Genomic DNA, 20,334 nt, shown 5'->3' on the forward strand with positions numbered 1-20,334 from the left:
TATGAGCAGCACTACGCATACCCCCAGCGAAGGGCTGCCGCCGCCCAAGACCCATGTCGGCGCGTGGGCGTGGCTGCGCTCGCGCCTGTTTTCCTCGCCGCTGAACATCCTGATCACGGTGCTGCTGGCGTGGTTCCTGTTGATGTCGGTGCCGGCGCTGGTCGAGTGGGCCTTCATCAAGGCCAACTTCACCGCCGCCAACGCGCAGGAATGCCGCGCCTCGGTGGGCGGGGCCTGCTGGGCCTTCATCATCGAGAAGCACCGGCTGATCCTGTTCGGCACCTATCCCTACGACGAACAATGGCGGCCGCTGATCGCGACCATCATCCTGGTCGCGGTGATCGTGTGCAGCGGCATCCGCCGTTTCTGGAACTGGAAGCTCGCCATCATCTGGACCGTCGGCCTGACCGCCGTGGCGATCCTGATGTGGGGCGGCGTGCTGGGCCTGACCTACGTCGAGAACGCGCGCTGGGGCGGCCTGCCGCTGACGCTGATCCTGTCGACGTTCGGCATCGCCTTCGCCTTCCCGATCGGCGTGCTGCTGGCCCTGGGCCGGCGCTCGAAGATGCCGGCCATCAAGGCGCTGTGCGTCGTGTACATCGAGCTGATCCGCGGCGTGCCGCTGATCAGCCTGCTGTTCATGTCGTCGGTGATGCTGCCGCTGTTCCTGCCCGAAGGCTTCTCCATCGACAAGCTGCTGCGCGCGCAGATCGCGATCATCATGTTCGCGGCCGCGTACATCGCCGAAACGGTGCGCGGCGGGTTGCAGGCGATCCCCAAGGGCCAGTACGAAGGCGCCGATTCGCTCGGCCTGAACTACTGGCAGCAGATGCGCAAGATCATCCTGCCGCAGGCGCTCAAGATCGTGATCCCGCCGCTGGTCAGCATCTTCATCGCGCTGTTCAAGGACACCTCGCTGGTGGTGATCATCGGCATCTTCGACCTGACGCTGGCGGCCAAGGCGGCCCTGTCCGACGCGGCATGGCGCGGATTCGGGGTGGAGGCGTATCTGTTCATCTCGCTGATCTACTTCGTCTTCTGCTTCTCCATGTCCAAATACAGCCAGGCGCTGGAAAAACGCCTGGCCACCGGTCACGCACGATAGAACCTTGCCGCGGGCCCGCCACGGGCGGGCCCGCAACGCGATATTTACGGGAGTACAGGCATGTCTGATGCCATCATTCGACTGCAGGACGTGAACAAGTGGTACGGCCAGTTCCACGTGCTGCGCAACATCAACCTGGACGTGGCGCCGGGCGAGCGCATCGTGGTGTGCGGGCCGTCCGGCTCGGGCAAGTCCACCATGATCCGCTGCATCAACCGGCTCGAAGAGCACCAGAAAGGCCACATCATCGTGGACGGCACGGAGCTCACCAATGACCTCAAACACATCGAGACCATCCGCAAGGACGTCGGCATGGTGTTCCAGCACTTCAACCTGTTCCCGCACCTGACGGTGCTGGAGAACCTGACGCTGGGCCCGATGTGGGTCTTGAAGAAGCCGCGCGCCGAAGCCGAGGCCACGGCCATGAAATACCTGGAGCGCGTGCGCATCCCGGACCAGGCCAAGAAATTCCCCGGCCAGCTCTCGGGCGGCCAGCAGCAGCGCGTGGCCATCGCCCGTTCGCTGTGCATGAGCCCCAAGATCATGCTGTTCGATGAGCCGACCTCGGCGCTGGATCCGGAAATGGTCAAGGAAGTGCTGGACGTGATGGTCAACCTGGCCCAGGAAAGCGGCATGACGATGCTGTGCGTGACCCACGAAATGGGCTTTGCGCGCAAGGTCGCCAACCGCGTCATCTTCATGGACCGCGGCGAGATCATCGAGCAGAACAGCCCGGACGAGTTCTTCGACCACCCGCAGAACGAGCGCACCAAGCTGTTCCTGAGCCAGATCCTGCATTGAGGCCGGGCGCCGCCGCGCGCCGCGACCCGACCAAAGCCGCCTTCCCTGGAAGGCGGCTTTTCTTTGGGCGCCGGCCGTTGGCGAGGCGGCGCGAAAGGGAAGGCGCCGAGCACGCCGGGGTGGCCGGCGCACGTTGTTTCCAGTCGGCCGGGGCGCGCCGTTCACGGGAAAAGCGCTCGGTTCTCCCGGTAGCCCTTTGTTACGCCGTTCATCCCGCTGCGGTATGCTACCGACCGCCATCGATGCAATGAGAGGAGCAAACTAGATGAAACAGACCCCCCGCGGCGCGATGCGCCGCGTCCTGCTGGGCGGCGCCGCGGCCCTGGCCGCCACGCTGGCCCTGGGCGCGCCCGCGCTGGCCCAGAACACCGATTTCCCCACCAAGCCGCTGCGCTTCGTGGTGCCTTACCCGCCCGGCGGCCCGCTCGACACCATGGCCCGCATGCTGGCCGAGAAGGTGCGCGGCTCGCTCGGCCAGCCCGTCGTGGTGGAAAACCGCTCGGGCGCCGGCGGCAACATCGGCGCCGACCTGGTGGCCAAGGCCCCGGCCGACGGCTACACCCTGGTGATGGGCGCCGTCGCGACCCACGCCATCAACCCCTGGCTGTTCGCCAACCTGCCCTATGACCCGGTGAAGGACTTCGCCCCGGTTACCATCGTGGCGTCGGTGCCGAACGTGCTGGTGATGAACGTCGAGTTCGCCGCCAAGAACAAGATCGAGAAGCTGTCGGACCTGATCGAGTACGCCAAGAAGAATCCGGGCAAGCTGAACTACGGTTCCGGCGGCAACGGCAGCGCCGGCCACCTGTCGGGCGAACTGCTCAAGGCGCGCGCCGGCATCAACGTCGAGCACATTCCCTACCAGGGCGCGGCCCCGGCGCAGCTGGCGCTGCTGTCGGGCCAATCGGACTTCATGTTCGACAACCTGGCGGCCTCGGCTCCGCTGATCAAGGACGGCAAGGTCAAGGCGCTGGCCGTGACCACGGCCAAGCGCTCGTCGCTGCTGGCCGACGTGCCGACGGTGGAAGAGTCGGGCATCAAGGGCTTCGACCTGGGCACCTGGTTCGGCGTCTTCACGACCGGCGGCACGCCGGCGCCGGTGGTGGCCAAGCTGAACAAGGCCTACGCGGAAGCGATGCAGCAGCCCGACGTCAAGCAGCGCCTGCTGACGATGGGTTCGGAAGCGCCGCCCATGACGCCCGAAGCCTTCGCCGAGTTCGTCAAGAACGAGAAGGCCAAGTACCAGGAGATCGTGAAGATCTCCGGCGCCAGCCTGAACTGAGGCCGGCGCGCCTGGCGCGTTCCGTCGGGAACGCGCCTGTCCGTATGACGCCCGCCGCGAGCGGGCGATGCGTCCGCCGGGGGCCGCGATCGCGGCCCTCGCGCTTTGTTCCTGTCTTGCGGTTATCCGCGCGGGGGGGCCAGCAGGCCGTCCACCAGCCGCGCCAGCAGCTTGCGGTCGGTTTCCAGGTCGGTGCAGCCGTACTGGTCGGCCTCGCGGTTCACCCACGCGTCATGCGCGCGCCACTGGTCGCCCACGGCGTCCAGCCGCAGGGCGTAGATCCAGATGCCGGTCCAGCTGCGATGAAAACGCAGCACGCCATCATCCAGGTAGATGAACCACTTGTCTTCCATCTCCGCGGGGATGCGCCCCTGGCGCAGCCGCGCGTATTGCTCGGCCGTGTAGACGGCGTCGAACGGCAGCTTGGCGCGCTTCTTCGGCGCGGGCAGGTGTTTCCAGGATGCGGCTTGGGCGTCGGGCATGGCGAGCGGTTTGATTTATGCTGGCAAGATGCGCGCATGCACGATGGTCAGCCTGCGCGACCCCTTGAATACTAAGGCCTGATCATGCATTTGTCCCCTGCCATTCCCATCCTGCGCATCTTTTCGGTCGAGAAGGCGCGCGAGTTCTACCTGGATTTCCTCGGCTTCGAGTGGGACTGGGAACATCGCTTCGAACCGGGCCTGCCGCTGTACGCGCAGGTGCATCGGGGCGAGCTGGTGCTGCACCTGAGCGAGCACTACGGCGATGCCACGCCGGGCGCGGCCATCTTCGTGCGTACCACCGGCGTTGACGATTACCAGGCCGAGCTGATCGGCAAGCAATACGGCTACGCCCGCCCGGGCGTCGAGGACGCGCCCTGGGGCCGGCTGCTGAAGGTCACCGACCCGTTCGGCAACCGCCTGACGTTCTGCGAATCGCAAGACTGAGTCCGTGAGCCGCGCTACCCGGGCGCGTGGCGCACACGTCCAGGTAGCGCCGCGCGCGCTCCAGCGTTCCCGGCGGATCCGCGACGCCAGGTCCTTGGCTGCTACATCTTGCAGTCGGCCGCGTGCACGTCGGTGTGGTCGCGGGCGATGACCTTCAGATTCCTGTAGACCAGCTTGCCGTCCGCGCCGGCCTCGATGTGCAGCAGATACCAGTCCTGTACCGGATGCTGGTTGGGGCCGAACTTGAACTTGCCGCGCACGCTGGGGAAGTCGGCGCGCCGCAGCGCGTCGCGGAACGCGTCGGCCTTGCCGGTGATGTCGCCGTCCACGGCCTTCAGGCCCGAGGCGATCAGGTTGGCGGTGTCGTAGGCCTGCGCCGCATAGGCGGTGGGCGCGCGGTTGTAGGCCTTGGTGAAGGCTTCGACGAAGTGCTTGTTCTGCGCGTTGTCCAGGTCCGCGCTCCACAGCGAACTCAGGTAGAAGCCCTTGCCGGCGGTGCCGGTGGCGGCCAGCATGCGTTCGTCCATCGAGTAGATGGGCGTGATCATCTTGATCTTGTCGGCCAGGCCGGAGTTGGCGTATTGCTTGGTCAGGTTGATGCCGGCGCCGCCCGGGTGGAATTGGAAGATGGCGTCCGGGTTGAGCGCGCGGATGCGCGCCAGTTCGACCGAGAAGTCGGCCTGTTCGAGCTTGGTGTAGATCTCCTCGGCGATCTCGCCCTTGTAGGTGCGCTTGAAGCCGGCGACGGCGTCGCGCCCGGCCTGGTAGTTCGGCGCCATGACGACGACGCGCTTGGCGCCCAGCTCGTTGGCGGCGATGCCGGCGGTGTCGGCGTACGAGTCGTTCTGGAAGGCGACGGCGAAGTAGTTGGGGTTGCAGGCCTTTCCGGCGTAGTTGGAGGGACCGGCGTTCAGGCTGACGTAAAAGCCGCCGGCGTTGAGCACCGTCGGCCCGACCGCCGCCATGACGTTGGAGAAGTTCACGCCGGTGAACAGGCGCACGCCGCCCTGCACCATCTTGTCGGCGATCTGCTTGGCGTTGGCCGGCTTGAGCGCGTCGTCCTCCACGCGCACGTTGACCGGCACGCCGCCGAGCTTGCCGCCGCCTTCCTTGACCGCCAGCATGAAGGCGTCGCGCTCGTCCTCGCCGATGTAGCCGGCGGGCGTGGACAGCGTGCCGATGAAGCCGATGTCCACGGGTTTCTGCTGGGCCTGGACGCCGCCGGCGGCCAGTGCCAGCAGCAGCGCGGCGCCGCCGCGGGTGATGCGTGTCGTCATGGTTGTCTCCTCCTGTGCCTGCTTTTTTTATGGCTGGATGGGTCCCGCGAGACAGTTCTCCACCTTCCAGCCGTAGAGCCACTGCAACGCGTCGTAGAACTGGGACTGGCCGCGGCCGGTCCACAGCATGTTGCGCACGGTGCGTTCGACACCGCGCGCGTGATAGAGCCTCCCCATTTCGCGGGTCGACCAGACCACGCGCGCGCTGCGCGGGATGCGCACCGATTCGTACAGGCGGAAGGCGGCTTCCAGGTCGTGGTCGCAGCGCTTGACGGCCTCGCCCAAGGTCACCGCGTCTTCCAGCGCCATGCACGCGCCCTGGGCCATGTATTGGGTCATCGGGTGGGCGGCGTCGCCCAGGATGGTGAGGCGGCCCTGGCCCCACTGTTCGACCGGCTCGCGGTCGGCGGTGGCCCAGCGTTTCCACGACGTGGGGCGGTCCAGCATCTGGTGCGGGCGCGGGTGGATGCCCTGGAAGTACGACAGCACTTCCTCCTTGCTGCCTTCGCGCACGCCCCATTGTTCCTGCTCGCGACTGTGGAAGGTCACCACCAGGTTGTATTGCTGGCCGCCGCGCAGCGGGTAGTGCACCAGGTGGCAGTGCGGGCCGGCCCACAGCACTGGCGCGTTGATGCGCAGTTCCTCGGGCATGTTGTCGCGCTCGACCACGGCGCGGTAGACCACGTGGCCGGTCACGCGCGGCGGATCGCCGATCAGGTGTTCGCGGATCACGGACTTGACGCCGTCGGCGCCCACCACCGCGTCGGCCTGGTAGCGGTTGCCTTCGGTATCCGTGACGTCCACGCGCTTGCCGTCCTGCGCGACGCTGGCGATCTGGGTCGAGGTGCGAAAGCGGATCAGCGGGTTCTGCTGCACCGCTTCCAGGATGGACAGGTGGATGTCGGCGCGGTGGATCACGGCGTAGGGGCCGCCGAAGCGCTCGCGGAAAGCGTCGCCGGTGTCGATGCGCACCACTTCGCGCGCGTCGACCGCGTCCATCATGATGATGTGGTCGGTGAACACCGCGCGCTGGCGCGCCGTGGCGCCCACGCCCAGCGCGTCGAGCGCGGCGAAGGCGTTGGGGCCGAGCTGGATGCCGGCGCCGATCTCGCCGATGTGCGCGGCCTGTTCCAGCAACTGCACGGCGATGCCCTGGCGCGTCAGCGCCAGCGCCGCGGCCAGGCCGCCGATGCCGCCGCCCACGACGATGACGGATTGGGGCGGGTTCTTTGCGGGGGTTGCATTCATTGCCAGGTTCCTTGCGTGTTCATTCTTGGCGGCCGAGGAAGGCGCCTTGCCGTTGCAGCTGCGCCTGCAGCGCCGTCACCGGCACGTCGGCGGGCGCGTGGCCGCCGCGCAGCGCCATGGCGGCCGCGGTGCCGGCGGCCTCGCCCATGACGAAGCAGCTGCCGCTGACGCGGGCGGCCGACTGGCCTTCGTGCGTCATCGAGGCGCAGCGGCCGGCCACCAGCACGTTGCCGGCCACGCCGGGGCCGCGGCGCGGCACCATCATGCGGAACGGCAGCTGGTTGTAGCCGCGCGATTCGGGAATCGGCGGCCACAGCCATTGCACGTCGCCGGCGGTGTGCATTTCCAGCGGCCAGCCGTTCACGCCGATGCTGTCCTCGAAGTCGGCGCAGCCCAGCACGTCTTCCTTGGTCAGCATGGCCTCGCCGACGATGCGGCGGGTTTCGCGGATGCCGAGCTGCGGCGCGATGTCGAGCACATAGGCGTTCTCAAAGCCCGGCACCTTGGCGCGCAGGAACTTCAGGTATTCGGTGATCTGGCGGCGGCCTTCCAGCTCGCCGGCCGAGAGCGAGGCGGCGTCGGTGCCGTCGGCCGCGCTGCCATCGGCGTTGGCCAGCTGGGTCACGTTGACGCGCCACTCGTAGTCATGCTTTTGCGGCCGCACGATGGCGCCGCGTCGCGGGAAAGTGAATTCGCCGCTGGCGGCGGCCTGGTCCATCAGCTGTGGGATGGTCTTCCACGCCTCCTGGGCGCGGACGCCGTCGACGTTGCCGACCTTGAACATCAGCGTGGGATAGAGCATGTGGCCGTGCGCGTCGCCCTTTTCGAACGGCAGGCCGCCCCATTGCGCGATGTCGGCGTCGCCCGAACAATCGATGAAGACCTTGCCGCGCACCGCGCAGCGGCCGGACTTGGTCTCCAGGAACAGCGCGTCGACATTGCCGGCGGCGTCGCGCGCCAGGCCGGTGGCCAATGCGTGGAACAGGATCTGTGCGCCGCTGTCCTGCACCATGCCGTCGGCGGCGCACTTGAAGGCCGAGATGTCGTAGGCCTGGGCGTGGATCTTGCCCAGGATCAGGTGCGGGTCGTTCAGGCCGTCCAGCGCGCGCATGCGGTCCAGCAGCTCATCGGTCATGCCGTGCACCACCTGGCGGATGGCGCCGCGCACATTGGCGTGCAGGCCGCAGAAGTTGGAGACGCCCGCCGCCGTGCCCATGCCGCCGAGAAAGCCATAGCGTTCCACCAGCAGCACGCTGGCGCCGTTGCGGGCGGCGCTGGCGGCCGCCAGGATGCCGGCGGGGCCGCCACCCAGTACGACGACGTCGTATTCGCCGTAGAGCGGTACCTGGCGGGCGGGTTCGGTGAGGGTCATGCTTGTCTCCTTGCTGTCCTGCTTGACTGTCTGGTGTTGCGAAATGCGAAATGCCGGGCGGCGAGGCCGCCCGTTCACAGGCCTGCTTATTGGCTCTTGATGCCGAGCTTGGTGATCAGCGGTTCCCAGCGCTTGAGCTCATCGTCCATGTAGGCGCGGAACTCGGCCGGTGTGCTGCCCACCGGATCCATGAACTGCGCCTGCAGGCGCTTGACCACCTCGGGGTCGCGGATCGCCTGGATCAGCGCGTCCGACAGCTTCTTCTGGATGTCGGCGGGCACCTTGGACGAAATCACGAAACCGATCCAGGCCGAGCCCTCGATGCCGGGCACGCCGACTTCGGCCAGCGTGGGGATCTCGGGCAGCAGGGTGGAACGCTTGGACGAGGTCACGGCCAGCGCCTTCAGGCGGCCGTCCTTGACCATGCTCATGACCGCGATCGGCGGCAGCGCGGCGAACTGCGTATCGCCCGACAGCAGCGAAGTCAGCGCGGCCGGCGACGACGGATACGGCACGTGCGTGGCGCGCGCGCCGATCCGCTGCAGCAGCAGTTCCACCGCCAGGTGCGAGACGGTGCCGGCGCCGGGCGAGGGGAAGTTGTACTTGTCCGGGTTCTTCTTGAGCGCCTCCAGCAACTGGCCGACGTTGTCGATGCCGGAGTTGGCCGGCACCACCAGCACGTTGGGCTGGTGCACCGCCAGCGTCAGCGGCGCCAGGTCGGTGGCCGGCGCGTAGGGCAGCTTGTCGAACAGCAGCGTGTTGTTCACCAGCGGGCCGGTGATCGAGACGCCGAAGGTGTAGCCGTCGGGCTTGGCGTTGGCGATGGCGAAGGTGCCGATGTTGCCGCTGGCGCCCGGTTTGTTCTCCACCACCACGGTCTGGCCGAGGATGGCGCCGGCCTTCTCGCCGACGATGCGCGCCACCTGGTCGGGGCTGGAGCCCGGACCGAACGGCACCAGCGCCTTGAGCGGCTGCGACGGCCAGGCGTCGGCGGCCTGCGCCGCGCCCAGCGGCGCCAGGGCCACCAGTCCCAGCGCCAGCGCGCGCGCCGTCAAAGCGCGCGCCCGCGCCAGGGTTGAAGGCTTATGCATGCTTGTCTCCCGCGATCTTCATATTGTTGAAATAGGTCTGCTCATTGGCGATGAAGGCCGCCACCATGGCGCGGTAGGCCGCGTCCACCACCTGGTCCAGGTTCTCGAAGCCCTGGTTGTGGCGCTCGGCCAGGCGCCGCACTTTCTCGAATACCTCGGCCTGGCGCGCCGGCGCGCTGACCTGGAAGGCGTCGCGCTTGAAGCGCGCGGCGTCCTTGACGTACATGGCGCGCTCGGCCATCAGGCGCACGATTTCGTCGTCGAGCCGGTCGATGTTGGCGCGCACCTCGGCCAGGTTGGCGCACAGCGGGCGGTAGGCCGGATCGGTGTATTCGCGCAGCGGCGCGCCCAGGGTGTCGGGCTCCTGGCCCGGGGAAGCTTGCGAGGTCACTTGATGTAGTCCGGTTGGTTGGCGGGCGCGGCCTGCTGGAAGGCGGGTTGCGCGAGGCAATGTTCGTAGACGCCCACAAGGCGCGGGTAGGCCGACAGGTCGCAGCCCATGCGCTGGGCGTTGGCGACCTGCGGCACGACGCAGCAGTCCGCCAGCGTCGGCGCGTCGCCAAAGCAATAGGCGCCGTGGCCATGGCGCGTCAACAGGGATTCGACCGCGGTCAGGCCTTCGCGGATCCAGTGGTGATACCAGGCATTCTTCTGCGCGTCGGTGGCGCCCAGCTCTTCCTGCAGGTAGCGCAGGATGCGCATGTTGTTGACCGGATGGATGTCGCAGGCGATGGCGTTGGAAAGCTCCAGCACGCGGGCGCGTTCGCGCGGCGCGGCCGGGATCAGGCGCGGCTCGGGGTGGGTGGCGTCCAGGTAGTCGATGATGGCGAGCGATTGCGACAGCTGGAAATCGCCGTCGGTCAGCAGCGGCACGCCGGCCGACGGATTCCGCGCGACGTAATCGGCGGCGCGCTGTTCCTGCTTGCGCAGGTTCACCGGCACGACGTCGAACGGCAGGCCCTTGAGCGCCAGCGCGATGCGCACGCGGTACGAGGTGGAGCTGTTGAAGAAGCTGTGCAGTTGCATGGGCGGGTTTCCTCAGGCGATCCGCACGCTCAGCGTGCCCAGGCCGTCGACGCCGCCGACCATCGTGTCGCCGCGCACCACCGGGCCCACGCCTTCCGGCGTGCCGGTATAGATCAGGTCGCCCGCTTCCAGGCGGAAGTACCGGGACAGATAGGCGATGGTTTCGGCAACGGACCAGATCAGCTTGCCGATGTCGCTGCGTTGCTTGTCGGCGCCGTTGACCTGCAGCCAGATGCCGGCCCGGTCGATGTCCTTCACCGTGCTGGCCGGGCGCAGGGGGCCGATGGGGGCGCTCTGGTCGAAGGCCTTGCCCAGTTCCCAGGGGCGGCCGGCCTCGCGCATCTTCATCTGCAGGTCGCGGCGCGTCATGTCCAGGCCGACGGCGTAGCCCCACACGTGTTCCAGCGCGGATTCGACCGCGATGTTGGCCCCGCCCTTGCCGATGGCCGCGACCAGCTCGATCTCGTAGTGCAGGTTGGCGGTCTCGGGCGGGTAGGGCAGCGACAGCGTGCTGCCCTCGGCCACCGGCACCACGGCGTCGGCCGGCTTGCAGAAGAAGAAGGGCGGTTCGCGGTCGGGATCGAAGCCCATTTCGCGGGCGTGGGCGGCGTAGTTGCGGCCGACGCAATAGACGCGGCGCACCGGGAAGCTGTCCTGGCTGCCGGCGACGGGCACGGCAACGGGGGCGGCGGGATCAAACACAAAAGACATGGGTCACCTTTCTGGAATGCGGCGCCAGGGCCCGCGCGGGCCCTGGCCGGAATGGAAATGAAGGGAGGTAGCCGCCTTCAGGCGGTGCGTTCTTCGCGCCACAGGCCCAGCGCGTCCTGCACCGGGCGGTCGGAATAGCTGAACAGGGTGGCGTCTTCCAGCGCCGCCAGCTGCACCGGCTGCCACGACGGCGCCACGAACACGTCGCGCGGGCCGAAATGGAATTCGGCGTCGCCGATGCGGGCAATGCCACGGCCTTCCACCACGCTGTAGACGGTGGAGTCGGTGCTGCGATAGGGCTTGCCCTGGAAGCCGGCCGGCAGCAGCTGCATGAAGGTGGCCATGGTGGGCATGGGATAGCCGCCCGTGGCCGGGTTCAGGTAGCGCAGCTTGACGCCGTCCCAGGGGTCGAGTTCGCCGTGGCGGTAGAGCGCGTCCAGCGCCTCGCGGCTGCGCTCGTAGGGATAGTTGAAGATCGGCGAGGTGCCGCTGGTGGCGCGGTGCCGCACCGGCGCCATGTTGTGGCCGTAGCGCGCCATGCTGTCGCCTTCCGGGCGCGTGACCGGCTGGGTGGCGCAGGGATAGTTCTCGGCGAAGCCGGCGTCCAGGAAGCGCAGCAGCGGGATGTCCAGGCCGTCGAGCCAGACCACCGGTTCGCCGCCGTCGACGGTCTCGGCGTTGCCGTGGTCGTGCCAGGTCCAAGACGGCGTGATGATGAAGTCGCCCGGGTGCATGGTGGTGCGCTCGCCGTTGACGGCGGTGTAGGCGCCGCGGCCTTCGACGATGAAGCGCAGGGCCGACTGGGTGTGGCGGTGGCTGGGCGCGATCTCGCCCGGCAGGATCAGCTGCAGGCCGGCGTACAGGCTCTGCGTGATGCTGGCCTGGCCGGGCAGGCCCGGGTTCTCCAGGATCAGCACGCGCCGCACGGCTTCCTCGGCGCTGATGAGCGAGCCGGAGGCCAGCACGTCGTCGCGCACCTCGTCGTATTTCCAGATGGCGGGCACGCAGCGCGGCGCGGGTTGGCGCGGCACCAGGTTGTGCAGCGACTCCCACAGCGGGGCCATGTGCTTCTGGGCGATGCGGGCGTAATAGGCGGCGCGATCCGCGCCGGGGGGGTGACCGTCGGGCATGTTTGTCTCCTGGGGCCGGCGTCGGGGCCGGCTTCTGTGGGCCCGTCGCGGCGGGCGCGGCGGGGCCTGATATGGAGACGATTATGCGGAACGAGCTATGTGTTTTGAAATGAAATTATCTTATTATCCATACCAATAACAATATGGATAAGAGACAAAAGGGGGCTCCATGGACTGGACTCACCGGTTACGCCTGCGCAATCTGAAAATGCTGCTCAGCCTGGCCCAGACCCGCAACATCAGCCACTCGGCCGCGATGCTCAACACGACCCAGCCGGGGTTGTCGAAGTGGTTGAAGGATCTGGAGGACGACATCGGCCTGCCGCTGTTCGAGCGCCATGCGCGCGGCCTGCGGCCGACGCCGCACGGCGATGTGCTGATCGCGCACGCGCAGCGGGTCGAGGCGCAGCTGGACCGCGCGAGCGCCGACATGGCCGCGCTGCGCGAGGGCGGCGGCGGCCGGGTGGTGATCGGCGCCTCGGGCGCCTCGGCCTCCGACACCGTGCCGCTGGCGGTGATGAAGCTGCTCGAACGCATGCCGCAGGCCCGCGTGAAACTGGTGGAAGGCACGACCGACCGCCTGCTGGCGCAACTGGCGCAGGGCGACCTGGACATCGTGGTGGGCCGCTCGGCGCCCGAGCATCACGATCCGGCCATCCGCTTCGAGGCCCTGTACCTGGAGCCGATCCACCTGGTGGCGCGGCCGCGCCATCCGCTGTTCGCGCGGGAGCAGCCGGGCTGGCCGGAGCTGCTGTCATACCGCTGGATCCTGTGGCCCAAGGGCACGCCGATCCGCAACGCGGTCGACGCCGCGCTGGCCGCGGCCGGCCAGGCGCCGCCGGCCGACCATATCGAATCCAATTCGGTCACCATCAACCTCACGCTGATCAACAACAGCGACATGATCGGCGTGGCTTCGCACCGCGCCGCGCTGCGCTTCACGCAGATGAAGGCGATGCGCATCATTCCGATGCGCCTGTCGGGCTTCGGTTCGGTGGCCATGTACTGGCGCGAGGATGCGTTCCGGCCGACCGCCGTGCAGGAGGCGATGGCCGCGCTGCGCAACACGGTGGCCGAACACGCCCCGGGCGTGACGAGGCTGTGATGGCGCCGTCCGGCCCCGGCCTGAATGCGCTGATCGCGCAATGCCGCCGCCTGGAGGCGGCGCTGCGCGACGAGGCGGGCGCGCCGGACGCATCCGCGTCCATGCACCGTTTCGTTGCCGAGATGGATGCGCGCGCCGCGCCGCCGGGGCTGTGGTCGCCGCTGGCGCTGGCGGTGTTGACCATGGTCGGCGGCATCGGCGTCGGCATCGGCCTGCTGAGCCTGTTGCTGCGGCCGGCCGGCCCGGCGCTGGCGGCCTTTGCGCTGGTGCTGGCCTGCGCCGTCACGGCCCTGGCGCTGGCGATCGGCGTGGTGGCCTTCATGGGCGGCTACAGCCTGGGGCTGGTGCTGCTCAAGCGCACCGCGCTGGCGTTGGCCACTGCCGGCGTGCTGGGCCTGATCGCCTGGTCGCAGGGCGACATGCGCGCGGTCGGCCCGGTGGTCGCGCTGCTGGGCGGCGCCGGCGCGTGGCTGCTGATGAACAGCAATGCGTTCTATGTGTTCGCCGGCTATCGCGTGGCGTTGCGAGTGATGCAGGCGCAGGCGCGGCGGCCGTAAGCGGCCGGCTGCGTGCGCCTGATGGGCGGCGGGGGAGCGCCGATGCCTCGCGGCGATCCGCGCGCAGGCAACCGGCGCGTGTCAGCGGCGCGCCGGGCGGCCTCCGTTCACTTCGCGGTGTTGGACCAGCCCTTGGACAGTTCCACCGCCTGGCGCCAGCGCCGCATGCGGGCCTCGCGCACCGAGTCCGGCCAGGACGGTTCGAAGGTGCGTTCGGCCTGCCACTTGGAGGCGAACTCGTCCTGGTCCGACCAGAAGCCGACCGCCAGGCCCGCCAGGCCGGCCGCGCCCAGCGCGGTCGATTCGGGCACCCGCGGGCGCACCACCGGCACGCCCAACAGGTCGGCCTGCATCTGCATCAGCAGGTCGTTGCGGGCGGCGCCGCCGTCCACCCGCAGCTCGGTCAGCGCGATACCGCTGTCGCCGTTCATGCAGGTCAGCAGTTCGGCGCTCTGCAGGGCGATGGATTCGAGCGTGGCGCGGGCGATGTGGGCGCGGGTGGTGCCGCGCGTCAGGCCCACCAGGGTGCCGCGGGCGTAGGGGTCCCAGTGCGGCGCGCCCAGGCCGGCGAAGGCCGGCACCATGAAGACGTCATCGGTGTCGGCCACGCTGGCGGCCAGCGATTCGATTTCCTCGGAACGCTGGATGATGCCCAGGCCGTCGCGCAGCCATTGCACCGCGGCGCCGGCGACGAACACGCCGCCTTCCAGCATGTAGGCCGGACGCCAGCCTGGCTGGCCCTGCGCCGGCAGGCCCCAGCCGACGGTCGACAGCAGGTGGTTGTGCGACTGCACCGGCTTGTCGCCCACGTTCATCAGCATGAAGCAGCCGGTGCCGTAGGTGTTCTTGGCCATGCCCGGCTTGAAGCAGGCCTGGCCGAAGGTGGCGGCCTGCTGGTCGCCGGCCACGCCGGCGATGGGAATCGAGCCGCCCAGCCATTCGGGCAGGGACTCGCCCACCACCGCGCTGCTGGGCGCGATGGAGGGCAGCACGCTGCGCGGAATGTTGAGCAGCGCCAGGATCTCGTCGTTCCAGTCCTGCGTGTGCAGGTCGAACAGCATGGTGCGCGAGGCGTTGCTGGGGTCGGTGCTGTGCACCGCGCCGCCGGTCAACTGCCAGATCAGCCAGGTGTCGACGGTGCCGAAGGCCAGTTCGCCGCGCTCGGCCTTCTGGCGCGCGCCGGGCACGTGATCCAGCAGCCAGGCCAGCTTGGTGCCCGAGAAATAGGCGTCCAGCACCAGCCCGGTGCGCGATTGCAGGAAGTCGGCGTGGCCGTCCTGGCGCAACTGGTCGCACATCGGCGCGGTGCGGCGGTCCTGCCAGACGATGGCGCGGGCCAGGGGGCGGCCGCTGGCGCGGTCCCAGATCAGGGTGGTTTCGCGCTGGTTGGTGATGCCGATGGCGGCTACGTCGGCGGCGCTGGCGGCGGCGTTGCGCAAGGCCTCGCGCGCCACGTCCAGCTGGCTGTGCCAGATCTCGCCGGGATCATGTTCGACCCAGCCCGGCCGCGGATAGTGCTGGCGGAATTCACGTTGGCCGATGCCGCGCACCACGCCGTCGCGATCGAACACGATGGCGCGGGAGCTGGTGGTGCCCTGGTCCAGGGCTAGGACAAATTCATTCGTCGTCACTGTTCTTGGCGCCGTTCAGGTGTGCCCCGGCCAGCGGGTCGAGGCGTCTAAAGGAAAAGACCGAAGCCGCGCACAGCAGGCCGATGACGATGAAGCCGACGATCACGTCGCCCACCACCAGGCTTTCCGCCCCGCGCAGGGTCATGCTGATGTTCAGGGTCACCGCGGCCACGCCCACGCCCAGGCTGATGCCGAGCTGCTGCGCCATGGCGGCGAAACTGCTGGCGCGGCTCATCTTGGCCGGGGGAATGTCGGCATAGGTTAGCGTATTTACGCCGGTGAACTGCAGCGAGCGGAAGAAGCCGCCGACCAGCAGGATGGCGATCATCAGCCAGACCGGGGTGGTAGGGGTGAACGTGGCGCAGACCACGATGAAGGCGCCGGTCAGCACCGCGTTCACGGTCAGCACGCGGCGAAAGCCGAAATGCCTGACGATGGGCGTGGCGACGAATTTCATCAGCAGCGCGCCGGCGGCGCTGGCGAAGGTGATCAGGCCGGCCGAGAACGGCGACAGGCCGAAGCCCACCTGCAGCAGCATGGCCAGCAGGAAGGGCGTGGCGCCGACCGCGAAGCGGCACAGGTTGCCGCCCAGCGTCGAGATGGCGAAGGTCGGGATGCGCATCAGCGCCAGATCGATGATGGGGTGTTCGGTGCGGCGCGCATGCCAGCCGTAGAGCAGGCCGCAGACGATGCCGACCGCGATCAGGCCCAGCAGCATCGGCAGCGGCATGACGTCGCGGCCGATGGCCTCGAAGCCGCTGACCAGCGTGGCCAGGCACACCGCGCTGAGCAGGAAGCCCAGCCAGTCCAGGCGCGGCGCCGATTCTTCCTTGATCTCGGCCACGTAGCGCAGCACCAGCGCGATGCCGAGCACGCCGATGGGAATGTTGATCAGGAAGATCCAGTGCCACGACATGTACGTGACCATGAAACCGCCCAGCGGCGGCCCGATCACCGGCCCCAGCAGCGCCGGGATCGACAGGAACGACATGGCTTTCAACAGATCCTGCTTGGGCACCGTGCGCAGCAGGATGATGCGGCCCACCGGCACCATCATGGCCCCGGCCATGCCCTGCACCACCCGGGCGATCACCAGTTGCGGCAGGTCCTGCGACAGGGCGCAGGCCACGGAACTGAGGGTGAACAGGCCGATGGCGGCGATAAAGACGCGGCGCGCGCCGTAGCGGTCGGCGGCCCAGCCGCTGACCGGCACGAACACGGCCACCGACAGCAGGTAGGAGGTGATGGCCACGTTCAACCGTACCGGGGTCGATCCCAGGGCCCGCGCCATGGCCGGCAGGGCGGTGGCGACCACCGTGGCGTCCAGCATCTGCATGAACAGCGCACAGCCGACGATGAAGGGAATCATGCGCGCCGCGCGCACCGCGTCCGGGGTCGAGGGAGGAGCGGGATTGGCTGCGGCTGCGGATTCGGCTGACATGGCGGAGGGGGGCGGTGGGACCCGGAAGATTGTAACGCCGGCTCCCGGCCCCGCGTGCAGTAAACTCCGGGTATCCGAAACCCACTGAAATTGGTGCCATGGCAACCAACTACGAATCCGAGATCACCAAGTTCCTCAAAGACTACAAGCAGTCGCACCCTGGCACCGAAGAGCGCCAGCGCGAGGGCCGCGCCCGTCTGTGGGACAAGCCGCAGGACGCGGAACTGCTGGAAGGCTTCCGCGCCGCCCGCGTGCCGCAAAAGCCGTACGTGTATCAGGCCGACTGATACCGTTGCGGCAGCCATGGCCCACACCCCCTCCGTCCCGGGCGATGCCCTGGCCGCGCTAGTGGAACCCCCCGTCGACAGCACGCCCGACACCGTTGACAGCGTCGCGTTCGCGCGCCTGTACGGCGAGCCGCTGTTCCAGATGCCGACGGATCTGTATATCCCGCCGGACGCGCTGGAGGTGTTCCTCGAAGCCTTCGAGGGACCGCTGGACCTGCTGCTGTACCTGATCCGCAAGCAGAACTTCAACGTGCTGGACATCCCCATGGCGGATGTCACGCGGCAGTATCTGTCCTATGTGGAACAGATCCGCATCCACAATCTGGAGCTGGCCGCCGAATATCTGCTGATGGCGGCCATGCTCATCGAGATCAAGTCGCGCATGCTGCTGCCGGTCAAGAAGACCGACACCGGCGAAGAGCCCGAGGATCCGCGCGCCGAGCTGGTGCGCCGCCTGCTCGAATACGAACAGATGAAGCTGGCCGCGCAGAAGCTCGACGCCATGCCGCAGCTGGGCCGCGACTTCGTCAGCAGCCACGCGGTCGCCGACCTGAGCGTCGAACGCATGCTGCCCGAGGTCAGCGTCGACGACCTGCGCGCCGCGTGGGCCGACATCATGAAGCGGGCCAAGCTCAACCAGCACCATCACATCACCCGCGAACAGCTGTCGGTGCGCGACCATATGACGCACATCCTGCGGCGCCTGAACGACGTGCGCTTCATGGAGTTCGGCGACCTGTTCATGGAACGCGTGCGCGAGGGCGCGCCGGCCGCGGTGGTGGTGGTGCACTTCATCGCCATGCTGGAACTGGCGCGCGAATCGCTGCTGGAAATAACGCAGGCCGAGCCTTACGCGCCCATCTACGTGCGCCTGGCCTACACCAGCGTCGCGGCGGTCGCGGCCTGATCCGATTCCCCCCGGGCTGCGCGCCCAATCCCGGAGATCCCCCTTGAAAGTCGTCCACACCATCCAGGAATTGCGCGACCACCTGCGCGGCCAGAACCGCGTCTCGTTCGTGCCCACCATGGGCAACCTGCACGAAGGCCACCTGGCGCTGATGAAGCTGGCGCGCCAGCACGGCGACCCGGTGGTCGCCAGCATCTTCGTGAACCGCCTGCAGTTCGGGCCGAACGAGGATTTCGACCAATACCCGCGCACCCTGGCCGCCGACATCGAGAAGCTCGAACGCGAGCGCGACGTGTACGTGCTGTTCGCGCCCAACGAGCGCGAGATGTACCCCGAACCGCAGAACTACCGCGTGCAGCCGCCGGACGACCTGGGCGACATCCTCGAAGGCGAGTTCCGACCGGGCTTCTTCGCCGGCGTCAGCACCGTGGTGCTCAAGCTGTTCTCCTGCGTGCAGCCCAAGGTGGCGGTGTTCGGCAAGAAGGACTACCAGCAGCTGATGGTGGTGCGCAACATGTGCCGCCAGTTCCAGCTGCCGGTGGAAGTGCTGGCGCACGAGACCGTGCGCGCCGACGACGGCCTGGCGCTGTCCTCGCGCAACCGCTACCTGAGCGAGGCCGAGCGCGCCGAGGCGCCGGCCCTGTACGCCGCGCTGCGGGGCGTCGGCCAGCGGCTGGCGGCCGGCGAGCGCGATGCCGCCGGGCTGGAGCGCGAGGCCACCCAGCACCTGACCGATCGTGGCTGGAAGGTGGACTACATCGCCCTGCGTCGCCAGCGCGACCTGAAGCGTCCGGAAGCCGCCGACCTGCAGGCCGGCGAGCCCGTGGTGGTGCTGGCCGCCGCCAAGCTGGGCGCGACGCGCCTGATCGACAACCTGGAACTGTCCTACACGGCCTGATGCCAGGCGCCGCCGCCGGCCCGTTTGCCGCGGGCCGCGCCGTCGCCCCTGGCAAAATTGCCAGCTTACGTCGCCGCCGGCGGCGGGGCAGACTCTCTGCAACCTTTCATTGCAGAGCCGTTCCATGCCCGTTCCCCGCCCCGATCTTCCCGCCATCCTGGCCGTCCTGACGCCGCGCGAACGCGAGATCGTCGACTACATCGTCGCCGGACGCCCCAACAAGGTCATCGCCATCGACCTGGGTATCTCGCTGCGCACGGTCGAGGCACATCGCGCCCGCATCTTCACCAAGCTGGGGGTGCGCAACGCCATGCGGCTGGCCTGCCGGCTATGCGCCTACGGACACCTGGACGGCGGACCGCCGTTGCCGGTCGGGCCCGCTGGCCACGTTCAGGATGCGACGGCCGGTGACGGCCCGGCCAGGGCGGAAACGGGATGCCCGGGCTCGGGCGCGTATGTCGTCCATCCCAGGCCGATCGCCACCGTGATCGCGGATTGTTCCGCGATGCTGATCAGCAAGGGGTTGTGGGGTAAGTAGGCGCTCACATCGAGCGTGTTCGCCAGCGGCGTTCGCGAGTCCGGCCGGGCGCGGGCGGCGGAAAGCACAAGGGCCTGGCGGACGCGGTGTCCGGCAGGCCCTTGGGGCGGTGGGCGGTCGGTCAGGCCAGAGGCAGTGTCTGGCCTGCCGGCCTTACGGGCACTGGGGCGCGGTGGCCTTGGCCAGTTCGTCGATCGGATCCAGGTCCGGCTGGCGCGTCAGGTTGTAGTTCAGGTTCGGCGTCTGGCCGCCGATGGAGCGCACGCGCAGCACGTTGTTGGCGGCCACCACGAATTCGACCCGCACATTGCCCTTGCCGTCGAGCAGGATGACGCGCGGCGGGCGCTCGTCGGTGGCATCCCAGCAGCCTTGCTCGACCACCGGGGCGGCCTTCTTGGGATCGTTTTCGAGGTAGGCGGTGCGGCCGCGCCAGCGGCCGTTGGGCGCCAGGGTCAGCGTGACGCGCTGCGCCGTGCACTGCATGGCGGGCGAGAAACACGGCAGGGTGCCCATGTAGGTCTGCGGCTGGGGCACCAGGCTGTTGGCGGCCGCGCTTTGCATGGCGGCCGGGGCCGGAGCGGGCGCCGGGGCGGCCGCGGCGCCGCCGCCGGCGGCGCTGTCGGCGCCTTCCGGCACGGCCTGGCCGTCCTCGGTGGTGGCGCCCTGGCTGGCCGCGGCCTGGTTCGGGGTCTTTTTCTGGTCCGGCTTGAGGGCGATCTGCACCTGCGACGGCGCCCGCAGCACGGTGCGGTAGCCGGCGCCGGAGCCCTGGTACTGGGCGTCGGTCACGGTGCTTTCCGCCGGAGGATCGTAATAGCCTTCGGTGCGTTGCTGGGCGCAGCCCGCGGCACCCAGCGCCGTGCCCGCGAGCAGCAGCCCCAAGATGCCGAGTTTGCGGGGGCGGGTAAGGAGTTCGACGCGCGCGGCCATGGCAGCTGATCCGTAAATTGAGTCTGTCTCCGATTTTACGCACTTATGCGAAGATTCGATACGTTCCC

At 68.6% G+C, this 20,334-nt stretch carries 22 protein-coding genes; 10 read left to right on the forward strand and 12 right to left on the reverse strand.

Features of this window, described 5'->3' with window-relative positions; all coding sequences use genetic code 11:
• Position 1: 1 nt before the first annotated feature.
• The 3 genes from AruCF_RS01715 (at position 2) to AruCF_RS01725 (ending at position 3,188) form a co-directional block, all read left to right on the forward strand.
• The gene (locus AruCF_RS01715) at positions 2–1,105 is read left to right on the forward strand and encodes an amino acid ABC transporter permease (protein ID WP_006386909.1); all 1,104 of its coding nucleotides are present in this window, start codon (positions 2–4) and stop codon (positions 1,103–1,105) included.
• Between the two features lie 60 nt (positions 1,106–1,165).
• Positions 1,166–1,906 carry an amino acid ABC transporter ATP-binding protein gene (locus AruCF_RS01720; protein ID WP_049070976.1) on the forward strand — a complete coding sequence of 247 codons (741 nt, stop codon included), beginning with the start codon at positions 1,166–1,168 and terminating at the stop codon, positions 1,904–1,906.
• 265 nt (positions 1,907–2,171) lie between these two features.
• The gene (locus AruCF_RS01725) at positions 2,172–3,188 is read left to right on the forward strand and encodes a Bug family tripartite tricarboxylate transporter substrate binding protein (RefSeq protein ID WP_049070977.1); all 1,017 of its coding nucleotides are present in this window, start codon (positions 2,172–2,174) and stop codon (positions 3,186–3,188) included.
• A 122-nt stretch (positions 3,189–3,310) separates the two neighbouring features.
• Here the strand turns inward: AruCF_RS01725 and AruCF_RS01730 are convergent, their stop codons facing one another.
• On the reverse strand, positions 3,311–3,670 hold the full coding sequence (locus tag AruCF_RS01730; protein ID WP_049070978.1) for a hypothetical protein: 360 nt from the start codon (positions 3,668–3,670) through the stop codon (positions 3,311–3,313).
• An 84-nt stretch (positions 3,671–3,754) separates the two neighbouring features.
• Here AruCF_RS01730 and AruCF_RS01735 point away from each other — a divergent pair, with 84 nt between their 5' ends.
• Entirely contained in the window at positions 3,755–4,117 is a 363-nt protein-coding gene (locus tag AruCF_RS01735) for a glyoxalase superfamily protein (RefSeq protein WP_049070980.1), read from the forward strand.
• 101 nt (positions 4,118–4,218) lie between these two features.
• Here AruCF_RS01735 and AruCF_RS01740 read toward each other — a convergent pair whose 3' ends face one another.
• The 8 genes from AruCF_RS01740 to gtdA form a co-directional block, all read right to left on the reverse strand.
• A complete protein-coding gene (locus AruCF_RS01740) occupies positions 4,219–5,394 on the reverse strand; it encodes an ABC transporter substrate-binding protein (protein WP_049070981.1) in 1,176 nt (391 codons plus the stop codon).
• A gap of 27 nt (positions 5,395–5,421) precedes the next feature.
• On the reverse strand, positions 5,422–6,642 hold the full coding sequence (locus AruCF_RS01745) for a 3-hydroxybenzoate 6-monooxygenase (protein ID WP_049070982.1): 1,221 nt from the start codon (positions 6,640–6,642) through the stop codon (positions 5,422–5,424).
• 19 nt (positions 6,643–6,661) lie between these two features.
• On the reverse strand, positions 6,662–8,014 hold the full coding sequence (locus AruCF_RS01750) for an FAD-dependent oxidoreductase (RefSeq protein WP_049070983.1): 1,353 nt from the start codon (positions 8,012–8,014) through the stop codon (positions 6,662–6,664).
• Between the two features lie 86 nt (positions 8,015–8,100).
• Complete coding sequence (locus tag AruCF_RS01755; RefSeq protein WP_049070985.1) at positions 8,101–9,105, reverse strand: Bug family tripartite tricarboxylate transporter substrate binding protein; 1,005 nt, start codon at positions 9,103–9,105, stop codon at positions 8,101–8,103.
• Positions 9,098–9,496: a chorismate mutase gene (locus tag AruCF_RS01760; protein WP_049070987.1), complete on the reverse strand. Its 399-nt coding sequence runs from the start codon at positions 9,494–9,496 to the stop codon at positions 9,098–9,100. Before AruCF_RS01760 ends, AruCF_RS01755 begins: the two co-directional genes overlap by 8 nt.
• Complete coding sequence (maiA, locus tag AruCF_RS01765) at positions 9,493–10,131, reverse strand: maleylacetoacetate isomerase (RefSeq protein ID WP_049070989.1); 639 nt, start codon at positions 10,129–10,131, stop codon at positions 9,493–9,495. Before maiA ends, AruCF_RS01760 begins: the two co-directional genes overlap by 4 nt.
• Positions 10,132–10,143: 12 nt before the next feature.
• On the reverse strand, positions 10,144–10,842 hold the full coding sequence (locus tag AruCF_RS01770) for a fumarylacetoacetate hydrolase family protein (protein ID WP_049070992.1): 699 nt from the start codon (positions 10,840–10,842) through the stop codon (positions 10,144–10,146).
• 77 nt (positions 10,843–10,919) lie between these two features.
• Positions 10,920–11,972: a gentisate 1,2-dioxygenase gene (gene gtdA / locus AruCF_RS01775; RefSeq protein ID WP_049070994.1), complete on the reverse strand. Its 1,053-nt coding sequence runs from the start codon at positions 11,970–11,972 to the stop codon at positions 10,920–10,922.
• Between the two features lie 169 nt (positions 11,973–12,141).
• Here gtdA and AruCF_RS01780 point away from each other — a divergent pair, with 169 nt between their 5' ends.
• Together AruCF_RS01780 and AruCF_RS01785 are read left to right on the forward strand one after the other, a co-directional pair.
• Positions 12,142–13,077 (forward strand): LysR family transcriptional regulator, encoded by a 936-nt coding sequence (locus AruCF_RS01780; RefSeq protein WP_049070997.1) that lies wholly within the window; start codon positions 12,142–12,144, stop codon positions 13,075–13,077.
• On the forward strand, positions 13,077–13,634 hold the full coding sequence (locus AruCF_RS01785) for a hypothetical protein (RefSeq protein WP_049070999.1): 558 nt from the start codon (positions 13,077–13,079) through the stop codon (positions 13,632–13,634). Before AruCF_RS01780 ends, AruCF_RS01785 begins: the two co-directional genes overlap by 1 nt.
• Before the next feature lie 107 nt (positions 13,635–13,741).
• Here AruCF_RS01785 and glpK read toward each other — a convergent pair whose 3' ends face one another.
• Together glpK and AruCF_RS01795 are read right to left on the reverse strand one after the other, a co-directional pair.
• Entirely contained in the window at positions 13,742–15,265 is a 1,524-nt protein-coding gene (gene glpK, locus AruCF_RS01790) for a glycerol kinase GlpK (protein WP_049071000.1), read from the reverse strand.
• Complete coding sequence (locus AruCF_RS01795; protein WP_049071001.1) at positions 15,252–16,706, reverse strand: DHA2 family efflux MFS transporter permease subunit; 1,455 nt, start codon at positions 16,704–16,706, stop codon at positions 15,252–15,254. The genes glpK and AruCF_RS01795 overlap by 14 nt, the downstream gene beginning before the upstream one ends.
• A 98-nt stretch (positions 16,707–16,804) precedes the next feature.
• On the opposite strand from AruCF_RS01795, the gene AruCF_RS01800 reads away from it, so the two are divergent.
• From AruCF_RS01800 to AruCF_RS01815, 4 genes are all read left to right on the forward strand, one after another.
• Complete coding sequence (locus AruCF_RS01800) at positions 16,805–16,993, forward strand: DUF3460 family protein (protein ID WP_006386935.1); 189 nt, start codon at positions 16,805–16,807, stop codon at positions 16,991–16,993.
• Between the two features lie 16 nt (positions 16,994–17,009).
• Positions 17,010–17,900, forward strand: coding sequence for a segregation and condensation protein A (locus AruCF_RS01805; protein WP_049071003.1), 891 nt, complete (start codon positions 17,010–17,012; stop codon positions 17,898–17,900).
• A gap of 43 nt (positions 17,901–17,943) precedes the next feature.
• A complete protein-coding gene (gene panC, locus AruCF_RS01810; protein ID WP_049071004.1) occupies positions 17,944–18,798 on the forward strand; it encodes a pantoate--beta-alanine ligase in 855 nt (284 codons plus the stop codon).
• 124 nt (positions 18,799–18,922) lie between these two features.
• Positions 18,923–19,336 carry a response regulator transcription factor gene (locus tag AruCF_RS01815; protein WP_049071005.1) on the forward strand — a complete coding sequence of 138 codons (414 nt, stop codon included), beginning with the start codon at positions 18,923–18,925 and terminating at the stop codon, positions 19,334–19,336.
• Positions 19,337–19,489: 153 nt separating this feature from the next.
• Here AruCF_RS01815 and AruCF_RS01820 read toward each other — a convergent pair whose 3' ends face one another.
• Positions 19,490–20,266, reverse strand: a complete 777-nt coding sequence (locus AruCF_RS01820) for a copper resistance protein NlpE N-terminal domain-containing protein (protein WP_049071006.1) — start codon at positions 20,264–20,266, stop codon at positions 19,490–19,492.
• Positions 20,267–20,334: the final 68 nt, after the last annotated feature.

Source organism: Achromobacter ruhlandii (assembly GCF_002082135.1).
GTDB lineage: Bacteria > Pseudomonadota > Gammaproteobacteria > Burkholderiales > Burkholderiaceae_B > Achromobacter > Achromobacter ruhlandii.